Raw genomic sequence first — 7,460 nt, forward strand, 5'->3', positions numbered from 1 at the left:
GACTGAATCTGTCTTGAGTACTCGTTCTGGTCGGATTCCTCCTTCTCTTCTGCCACGCTAACCCCGTGAACTTCTACCTTTTCCCTCAGCCAGTTTCCCAAATCGACATCACAAAATTCACGGTCTCCTAAAACGATGACTTTATATTCGGAAAATAATCGTAAAACTTGCTGTAAATTTGTAGGAGAGTGACTCGAAGTTACTGTTTCCCAATTTTGGCAACAGTGACCAGTATAATGGAATTGCTCTTCGCTCCCAGATCGGACTAACCATAAAGAGATTAATGCGCCCCCATTGACTGCGGTCGATTGCGATTGATAAACGAGTACCAACACGGCAATAAGTAATCAACCAATAAGTAATTAATGGGAACCAAATTAGTGAGATAGTTAAGTTCGGCAAATCGAGAAACTTTTGTAGTTTTCTACGCCGACTTTCTGTTGTAATTGGATAGAGAAATACCCGGGAGAGTCGTTCTAATCTCACTTGTTTTTCTGATTGTATCAAGGGTAAGCTGTTGCACATTTAAACTGTGATACAAGCATTACCCTTGTTTTTGATTTTTCGCCCCCATTTAATTATTAATTGTCCTTCATTTAAGAGGCGATGCAATAAATACTTTAGCTCTTCAATTGATTTAAATAGCCTACTGGCAATATATTCTTTTGTCGAATGCCAGACTAATTCAATTCAATTATAGTCTGGGCTGTATTCGGGGAGAAATTCTAAATGAAGATTAGGCATTTCTGTTTCAAATTTTTTCAGGTACTCTTCTTTCTTATGAAAACTAGCATTATCAAGAACGATAACTATTTTCGCTCCTTTTTCAGCAAATTGTGAGGCTTGATTACCTGCTTCTACCCATTCATTAATTAGCTCTCCATAGAAGATTTTTAGCACTTTATAAAAATTATTTAAATTGCCTTTATTGAGAAACTCTACCAACCTTTTTTTATCTGAATACCTCAGTCCTCCCATTACATTAACTCTTCCTTTTCTTCTGTCTCCTCTGACATTTTTTCGGCTGCTTTTTTTACACCAGTTCTTTCTTCTGGTGACTCTTAAACTAAATCCACTCTCGTCCCAAAACCATACCTGTAATCGTTCGGGAGTCTCTTTTTCTATTTTTAAATATTCGGCTATTTTTATTTTAAACGCTGTTCTTTTTTCGGGATTTATCTTGGACTCCAGGCTATACTTAGCGAGCGAGGTAAACATACTTTTTTTGCTTTAATATCCTCCGAAGTTGTCCTCCACTTAATTTTATTCCTGTGGATTCCTCCAAGTATGTTGCTAATCTCTGCGCTGTCCATCTTCCAAAATCATATCCTAATTCTGGAGGTTCTATCTCTATGGTTTTTAATAATATTTTTATATATTTATTTGTGGCTTTTTTGTAATTTCCCTTCATCCTTTCATCTATTAGACTTTCTAGATTGTCTGGGTCTCCTTTCAGACACCAGTAAGATACTTTGTTTACTGAACAACCCAAAAATTCAGCGATTTTAAATGGCGTTTTTCCGTCATTGAGCAATAATAAAATCAGAATTATTTCTCTAATATTTGCCTTTTCTTCCTCTTTTAATGCTTTTTGTAGTTTCTCTATTTGTTTTGGATTGAGGTGGTTTTTGGCTGGCATTTTTGTATTGATTGACTAAACTAAATTTTAATTATACCCTATTTAAAGGCACAACAGCTTACTTTTACAAAACCGGGATGCTCCCCATCTCCCCAGAGCAAATGACACTCATCAATCAAATACACCACAAGCTTTCTCGACTCTATAGCCGAGCGGTGTTCTTCCAGAATCTCACAAATTTCTTGGTGCTTTTTTTTGACGAGTTTTTCATCACGCTTTGGATTCTTTTTTTGAGATTTTTTCCAGCTAATTCCCGCTGATTTAAAAAGTTGATAGTAGCTAGCTTTTGATTGAAATTCAATCTGATACCGCTCTGCTATATGATTTGATAATTCGGATAAATCGAGCGTGGTTTTTATTGGTTAACCATTGGATTATTTCGGCTCGGTCTTCTGGCTTAAGTTGTCCCCGCGAACCCTGATGATTTAAGCGCAACCCTTCAATTCCATGCAACGCATAATTGATTTTCCACTTACTGATAAATGAAGATGATACTCCCAATATCTTTTGAATAGTTTCGCGGCGGACCCCTTCAATTAATATGCGGATAGCAGCGGCTCTTTTAAGTTCTCTTGGGTCGGGATTGCTGGCAATAAAATTTTCGAGTTCCAATCAAGCTTGGAATTCATGCTCCACAAATTTTTCTGCCGATTTTTTGTGGGACATCTCAACTCCTACTTAGATTCACGTCCTCATTATACATGATTTATTATTTACAAATCATTTGCGATCGCTATATAATTCTTGCATAAGAAAACGATATCATTACTGTGCATGACTACCCATCAGTTTTTTGTCTGAAGGGGTGACAATCCGCCCCAAACCGAGATGGGGTAAAGCTTGAGCCCATTTGTGGTAAAAAAAGATAGGCAGCTCATTTGTTACACGCGCTTCCTATCCCAAAAATAAATGTTACCAACATTCTATCAGACCCACTTACAAAAACAACTGACGCACGCCCAGTTTATTTTACTCAAAATCTTGCTTGACTTGATACAATTGGAAAAACAAGTGAGACTAGAGCGGCTCTTGCAAGGGTATTTCCCAATCCAATTATGGTCGAAAGTTGCCGTCGCAAGCAGAATAAGATTTCTCGATTTACCTCAATTAACGCTCACACGCTCTTTGGTTCCCTTTAATCGCTTATTGGTTAACAACTTATTGCTCTGTAGGACCAACTCTATCAATTGCCATCGACCGCAGTCAGTGGGGGTGTATCAATCTTTTTATGCTCGCTCTCATCTGGAAGAAAAGAGCCATTCCATTATATTGGTGTTTGTTTCCTAATTTAGGTAACAGTAACCTACCAGAACAAACCTTTGCTCTACAACAAGTATTACCATTACTTAAAGAATATAAAGTTATTGTTTTAGGAGACCGTGAATTTTGTTCAGTGGACTTGGCAAGCTGGCGATGCGGCAATGGGTGTATCTTTTTGTTTGAGGCTGAAAAAAAATCATTGTCTGGCAACAGAAAAATTAATCTGGCAACGCTTAGACCGATGAGGAATAGTACCGGGCACTTCTTGATACTTTCACTCTTGTGAGGGTGAGAAAAACCAGACCTGTAGTCGGGTTTGATATCGCTGGTAAATGGCAACGAAACTATCAGGAATTGAAAGGAAAAGAAGCCTGGTTTATTCTCACAGATTTAGGCTCCTTGCCAGTAGCTATAGCAGCTTATAAAAAACGGATGGGGATAGAAGAAATGTTCCGAAATTGTCAAACAGGAGGCTATAATATAGAAGGGAGTGGTCTCAGGGGAGACCGACTTGTTAAAATAATATTGTTAATGGCCATCGTTGACAGCTCGGCTATATTTCAAGGCACAGAAATGAGCGAAAAAGCAGGTGCAAAAATATGTATCTCGTCGTAAAGACAAGTGCCAAAAATACCGTAGATGGAGTATATTTGACATGGGTCAGGATGGAGAACAGTGGGTAAATTATCTCGATAAACATTCTAAATTTGTGAGACAGTTAATTTCATTAACTCGCAATAAACGTCGCTTTTATCAACAGGAAATACGGGCTGCAACTTTTATGGGATATACTTTATAGCTCTCTTTGTCACCCTCCCAGGTTTTTGGTTAGACTTAGCAAATGTTTCCAGCTCTGTATATCCCAAATAACCGAACATTAGTCGCAAAATAACCAATAGTAATATCAGCCATAATGGGTGTCTTTTTCCTGAGTTTTTCCGTGGGTCATTGACTTTTTTCAGAAATGAGATTAGAGTCAGCATATGTATTTATTGTTAAGCGATATCTAAAAATCTTATCAGACAAGCGATCGCTTTTACTTTTGGCAATCGGACCGGAGAATGAAACCGCCCTGCTGTGACGGGGGGAACCTCCTGAGATAGGGATAATCTCCCCGTTACAGTATTCGTGACGTTGTTCAACAGTTTCCTCGATCGCCCGCTATTCATCTGGAGTAAAGCGAGTCTTTGTCGCATCTGGAATATTTGGCGGGTTGGTTTGAGTAATAACCCCGATCGATCGCACTTTCTAAATAGTTAGACCTTAAATAATTATGGCTTACAGCTAGATAGTTTTCTTAACCCAGAGGCGTGTTCCTTTCCCTTCAAATTCCATAAAAAACTATCCATGCCTTTGTGCGCTTCTGCTTCACAACCGCTAAATTCTAGCTTTTTTTTTACCTTTGACACTCAACTGCTTTGTAATGGATGTATAATAATGCAAAGCAAAAAGTAGATTAATTACAAAAAATACCAAAGTTAAAACTAAGGTAAAGAAAGACGTAAACGACAGTCGGGAAGTCATCGTAAATATCGCCAAAATGATTGAGCAAAGCCCAAAACCGGAAGCAAAAGAACTTAAAAGCAGCAACCGCACCTTAGACATAGTTTAATTTAAAAATTCTCAGTAAAATACACTTGTGGCAGCTAACGATGAGTGCCGAATGATACTTATTACTATATAGCGGAATTGCTCAGTTCCGCCAAGGGCAAAACGGCTGCTTTCCTAAAAAGGTTTGAATTCTACAGAAAAATACAGCCTGCGCTCTTGTAAACTCCTCTGGCTCGACTTAATATCAATCAAAGGAATTCCCCAGCCTCCGCGAGCATTCCACATCTCACGGTACTGCCACCGCAGGCCCAATCCCACTCACAGCAAAGTATTCGCTTCCAGAGTCGCCCTTGCCCCGCTATTTGTCCAAACATTGCCCAAATCCACAAACGGCGTCACCTGCAAAACTCCTTGTTTGTCGCCGGTGCGCAAAATCGGATACCGCAACTCGGCTGAAGCAAAAATCCCGCTATGCACCAGCAAACCATCCTGACGGTAGCCCCGCACTGTATCCGAGCCGCCCAAACCAAATTGTTCGATCGGCAAAAGCTCTCCCCCAGCCAACTGCACCTCCGATCGCACTACCAGCAGCGTCTCAGGAGTCAACAACCGCACGTACTGCAATTGACCCCGCCACGCCAAAAATTCAGTGTCAGGCCCGCTGCTGCTCACTTTAGCGCCAAATGCTCCCACTCCCAGACTGAACTGCCATCGCACCGCCAAGACATCTCTCTCTCCCCTATGGGTAAAATCCTGAAACAGCCTCAGCGCCAAAACCCGAGTCCTACCCCGATCATCCGCTCCCGGCGACAGCGGAAAATCCTCTCCCAGCAAAGATGTATCGCTTTCTCGACTGCCAGCACCGATACCGATCGCGATTTGTCTTCTCGGAGTTTGCACGATCGGCTGCCGGTAAGTCAACTCATAAGTGCGGCTCGACGCCTCAATATCCAGAGCGTCAAAGGGCAGCCGGGCGATATTGCTTTTGCTCCGGCTTAGCTGAAAACTTACCGTACCGTTGCGGGGATTCACTGGCAGCGTGTAACTAAAATCGATAGCGTTGCTGCCCTGAGTATTTGTATAAATCAAACTCGCACTATCTCCCAAACCCAACAAATTAGCTTCCCGGACTTGAGTTTTGCGCCGCCAACTCCCCACACTCGGAGAGCGAGAATTGTCAGTAAAAATCTCAGCTTGGAACGTTTTTGCCTCTTTGACTCGGACTAACAGCAAATTAAAACCCGCACGAGAACCCGCTTGCAGTTCCGCTGAGATATTTGCGACTTGCCCGCTAAGTTGCAGCAGTTGCAAAGCTGACCGTATGCGCTGTTCGTTCAGCGGGCATCGAGTTGAATCGGCTAATCAGCTTCTGACGTAGTTAGGATTTAGCCGCCTAGTCCCGACTACATTGATAATTTCTAGCTTGCCTTCTAGCACTAATATCCTCACAAGTGAGCCTGCGAGCGTTTGCGGCCCAATCAGCGCTCCAGATGTGATATAACCTTTGCTGATGTAGAGTTGGCTCACAGCAGAACGGGCTTGCAGCAATTCGGCGAAAGTGAGCGGGCGGCCTACAAAGTCTTTGAGTGCGGCGTCTAATTCTTCCTTGCTAAAGAGGGTGCTGCCAACTACTTCAAATCGATCGACCTTTATCGTACCCGGAATGTTGGGCAATTCTGCTGGCTGTGCCGGCGCGGGAACAGCAGGCGACAAAAGCTGTTCTGCCGGAGGCCGGGGCGCTGGGGGCGCTGGTTCTGGGAGGGGAGGAAGATTTCGCGGCAGCGGGTTGGGAATGGGAAATTATTGTCTGTTTCCTCCTCGGTTCGGCAACTGAGCGAGAGTTTCAGGGGCCTGAGTTTCAGTCGAGCCATCAAACTCCCGGATGTTGTTTTCGGGATCTTTACTGTCTCTATCTAATTCTGAACCCGAGTATAAATCACGAAGCCGATCGCGATCGTCTGCTGTTTCTTGATTGGGTAAATTATTAAAAATTGGCGCTTGCACCCCTGAGTCGGCAGCAACCATGGACTCGCCAACACTTTGAGCTGCTAGCGGTGCGGAGCAAATACCTGCAATTGAAAAACCAAGTGCTAATGCCTTGAAAAACTTGATTTTACAAAAGCCTCTAGAAGGTTGCACGGGCATGACAGACTCGCCATATTTTATAGTTATTTGCACTTAAGTAGTTAAGCAAAATTAATTACATAATTATCTCCAAATTCTTTAAGAATTTTTTCGACAGATGAAACAAGAGATTGCCAGCTAGAATAGGCATCTATTTCGAGCCATTCATATTTGATAAACCGCCACAATATCTCAATTAAATTCAATTCAGGTGAATAAGTCGGCAATTCTAATAGACCTCTTGCAAAAAAAATCTATGTTACAATTAAAGGTTTTGAATTTTAGACCTGAGAGCTAACTCATAATTGTAAAGTGCTGATATAACCTCCAATCTGCTCCACTTAAGCCCAACCCTTAATTATAGCATAAAATTATTTTGCAAGAGGTCTAATATAGTTAAACCGCGTTCTTTCCATTCTTCAAGTTTATCAAAAATGGCATTGCTAGTATGAATAGAAGCTCGCTCTACCACAATAAATGTTGGCCGCCCCACCACAGCAAAGAAATTATCTATACAGGCTATGATTACATCAGAATTAATAGTCTGCTCTGAAACATAAGCATAAAGCGTGTTTTGCCGATTCACGATCCCCAAGACATTTAAACGCTTAGTCCTACGACTATCAATTGACAAATATTCACCAATATCTTGCCATCCATAAGGGACACAAGGGATGCCACAAAAGCCGGATTCATCCAAATAGTATAAATCAAGTTTTCCCTCATCTTCTAGTTGTTTTAATTCTGACAATTTTTCGGTTTTTTCCTTGTATTCTATGGGGTCTGGCTTGCCGCCAACACCTCGACGTATCCTAGGCCAACTCATACAAAGTTTTTTAAGTATTCTCTTAATAGTTTCCGTACTGATATTAATATCCCATTCTTG

The 7,460-nt window shown here is 41.5% G+C and carries 8 protein-coding genes and 2 pseudogenes; 2 read left to right on the top strand and 8 right to left on the bottom strand.

What is annotated here, in order from left to right:
- Positions 1-525: 525 nt before the first annotated feature.
- Both QUA78_RS31005 and QUA78_RS31010 read right to left on the bottom strand, forming a co-directional pair.
- Positions 526-1,639: pseudogene (locus QUA78_RS31005) on the bottom strand (IS630 family transposase).
- Positions 1,640-1,725: 86 nt separating this feature from the next.
- Positions 1,726-2,251 (bottom strand): annotated as a pseudogene (locus tag QUA78_RS31010) (helix-turn-helix domain-containing protein); the annotation flags it as partial.
- Positions 2,252-2,867: 616 nt separating this feature from the next.
- Here QUA78_RS31010 and QUA78_RS31015 point away from each other — a divergent pair.
- Positions 2,868-3,185 (top strand): hypothetical protein, encoded by a 318-nt coding sequence (locus QUA78_RS31015; RefSeq protein ID WP_333306448.1) that lies wholly within the window; start codon positions 2,868-2,870, stop codon positions 3,183-3,185.
- 68 nt (positions 3,186-3,253) lie between these two features.
- On the top strand, positions 3,254-3,514 hold the full coding sequence (locus QUA78_RS31020; protein WP_333306446.1) for a hypothetical protein: 261 nt from the start codon (positions 3,254-3,256) through the stop codon (positions 3,512-3,514).
- 164 nt (positions 3,515-3,678) lie between these two features.
- Here the strand turns inward: QUA78_RS31020 and QUA78_RS33015 are convergent, their stop codons facing one another.
- The 6 genes from QUA78_RS33015 to QUA78_RS31045 all read right to left on the bottom strand — a co-directional run.
- Complete coding sequence (locus QUA78_RS33015) at positions 3,679-3,882, bottom strand: transposase family protein (protein WP_445302414.1); 204 nt, start codon at positions 3,880-3,882, stop codon at positions 3,679-3,681.
- An 886-nt stretch (positions 3,883-4,768) separates the two neighbouring features.
- Positions 4,769-5,761 (bottom strand): ShlB/FhaC/HecB family hemolysin secretion/activation protein, encoded by a 993-nt coding sequence (locus QUA78_RS31025; protein WP_333306443.1) that lies wholly within the window; start codon positions 5,759-5,761, stop codon positions 4,769-4,771.
- A 51-nt stretch (positions 5,762-5,812) separates the two neighbouring features.
- Positions 5,813-6,163 (bottom strand): POTRA domain-containing protein, encoded by a 351-nt coding sequence (locus QUA78_RS31030; RefSeq protein ID WP_333306441.1) that lies wholly within the window; start codon positions 6,161-6,163, stop codon positions 5,813-5,815.
- A gap of 87 nt (positions 6,164-6,250) precedes the next feature.
- Entirely contained in the window at positions 6,251-6,628 is a 378-nt protein-coding gene (locus tag QUA78_RS31035) for a hypothetical protein (protein WP_333399212.1), read from the bottom strand.
- Positions 6,629-6,636: 8 nt separating this feature from the next.
- Positions 6,637-6,801 (bottom strand): transposase, encoded by a 165-nt coding sequence (locus tag QUA78_RS31040; protein WP_445302413.1) that lies wholly within the window; start codon positions 6,799-6,801, stop codon positions 6,637-6,639.
- Between the two features lie 131 nt (positions 6,802-6,932).
- On the bottom strand, positions 6,933-7,460 hold a 528-nt coding region (locus QUA78_RS31045), incomplete at its 5' end, for a transposase (RefSeq protein WP_333306438.1).

This window comes from Microcoleus sp. K4-B3, assembly GCF_036704615.1.
Lineage (GTDB): Bacteria > Cyanobacteriota > Cyanobacteriia > Cyanobacteriales > Microcoleaceae > Microcoleus.

Excerpts from the sequence above, each read along its gene's own strand:
- QUA78_RS31015 (WP_333306448.1), top strand. The coding sequence starts at position 2,868 with ATGCTCGCTCTCATCTGGAAGAAAAGAGCCATTCCATTATATTGGTGT.
- QUA78_RS33015 (WP_445302414.1), bottom strand. The coding sequence starts at position 3,882 with ATGCTGACTCTAATCTCATTTCTGAAAAAAGTCAATGACCCACGGAAA.